The 2,107-nt window shown below is 63.4% G+C and carries 2 protein-coding genes; both read right to left on the bottom strand.

Features of this window, described 5'->3' with window-relative positions:
• The coding region (gene lpoB, locus RI841_RS14380; protein WP_310706320.1) for a penicillin-binding protein activator LpoB at positions 1 to 518 on the bottom strand (518 nt) is incomplete at its 3' end.
• 37 nt (positions 519 to 555) lie between these two features.
• A partial coding sequence (locus RI841_RS14385; protein WP_310706321.1) for a hypothetical protein occupies positions 556 to 2,107 on the bottom strand: 1,552 nt, incomplete at its 5' end.

Raw genomic sequence — 2,107 nt, forward strand, 5'->3', positions numbered from 1 at the left:
AGGGAGAGCTGCACGTAGTACTCCACCTGCTGTTGGCGACCCGCCTTGCGGTTGCGCTGCAGGATCTTGCCGGAGAGGCTCAGGTCGGGCGCTTGCAGCGTGCCCTTTTTCTGCACGCCGCGCTGGTCGAACTCCTCGGAGTCGCGCAGGGTGCGCGCCTGCATGTTCATCTCGTCCTCGGCGCCGTCGATTCCCACGGCAGTGGTGGTTGCCACGCGGCCCGAATTCAGTAGGTCGACGCGGATCTTTTTCACCAACTGATCGGTATCCAGACGCTGCATGGTGTCGTTGACGATGCGGCTGACTACCATCACGTATCGCCCGCCGTTGGGGTTGTCCACGGCGCCACTGGCAAGCATGGAGTCCACCGCCTGGCCGGCGGCTTCCTCGAAGTCCCGGTAGTCCAGCGACATGCTGACCGGGCCCTCGTCGTTGGCCGGGTCGACATAGTGTGGGGTGGTGGCACAGCCGGCGAGCAGCGGGACCAAGCCGGCCAGCAGCACAAGCATTTTTTTCATGGAGAGATTCCTTTGAGGATGGGGGTTAATCAAGCCATCAGTCGACATCGGCCACCATCTCTGGGGCGTCGCCGCCACTTGGTAGGTTTTGAAGCGAGACCCGCTTGCCGGCGTGCTGCCCCTGCAGGTCAATCAGGGAGACCTGCATCGGGCTCTGGACGCTGGGGCGCTTGATGTAGACCAAGGTGTAGGGCCAATCGGGAAGACTGATGCGCCCCAGGGTCGTACCGCCGGCGCCGAGCGTCAGTTCACCGGTGTCGGGGTCCGCCAGACGAGCGATTTCCCAATGGCTGGGGATGGCCTGCCAACTGCGCAGATCTGCCTGGGTGGTAGCGGCGGCGAAGATTGCGGCACCAATCTGTCCGGCGGCGCCCATCTCGTCGGCGGCGGCATTCTGGATCAGCGCCTTAACGGTGGCTGAGGCCACGGCGCGGGCCAGCACGGCGGGGAAGCGCTCCTGCATCTCGGTATGGATCACCTTGCCCATACTCGAGAAGGCTTCCGGCGTGATCGCCTCTCCGCTGGCGTCGCGCAGCGTGAGCGGTTTGCTCACGGCTTGGCGATCAGCATAGCGGGGAAGAGCGATGCCGGTGTAGGCCGGGCTGGTAGCATTGCCGTGGAAAAGCAGCAGCGGCACATCGAACCGTGTTTCTTCGGCCACTGGACCCAGGCCGTTCTCGTAGAGGACCCAGACCTGCTGGCCCAACTCGTCACGGCGGCGCTTGCCAGCGGCGAGGGACTTGGCCAACTCGACATCGCCTGCGAGGGCGCGGTTTTTTGGGGCCATCTCGGCGACGCGCTTCAGCGAGACGCTGGCGCGTTCCAGGTCGCCCGTCTCGCCGCTGGCTAGAAAGAACAGGCCGTGAAGGTAGGTGGCGAAGGGCACGATAAACTCGGGGTAGACGCTCCACTGCGATATTTCGCTGTAGTTCGCGACAATGCTCTGCTGCATGTCATCGCTTTCCAGGCTCCGCTGGATTGCCTTCTGTTTTTTATTGTCTTCATTGGCCATCGCCTCCTGTTGGGCGGCGATCTCCTCGGCGAAGGTCTCAGCCGCGCGGCGCGTGCGGTCGTCAGAGCGGTTGAACTCGACCCGCGCACTGTCGCGGTCGCCCTGTTCCAAGAAGGCGAGCCCTTTGTAGGTGTTGACTAGCACCGTCTCAGCCAGCATTGGCGTGTAGTCGCGCTCGGCGTCGTTCACCAATAACGCGGTCCCTCCTTCCAGCAAACCGGCGGCGAGCCCCGTGGTGTCGTCAAGCTTCATGCCGGCCTCGGCACGGTCATAGAGACTGATCGCCAAGGCCGTGTCTCCGGCTAGGCGGTGAGCCTCGGCTTGGTGCATTAGCTCGAGCAGCTGCTTATCTTCGGGCTTTTCGCTGCCGGTGAGCGTCGAGCTGGCCTCCATGGCCTTGGCGGCGGCGGAGTAGTCGCCTTGCACCCAGGCGGCGTTGAAGGATTCCGCCTGGCTGCGCTGCTGTTGTGCCGCGCAGCCGCTTAATCCCATCGCTCCCGCCAGCACGGCGACGGCCAGAGCTCTTATTGGGTTGGTCAAACGATTTGCTTTCTCCTTGTTTCTCGAAAGAGAAAAT

Origin of the sequence: Halomonas sp. (assembly GCF_031581305.1) — a bacterium.
Classification (GTDB): Bacteria; Pseudomonadota; Gammaproteobacteria; order Pseudomonadales; family Halomonadaceae; genus Halomonas.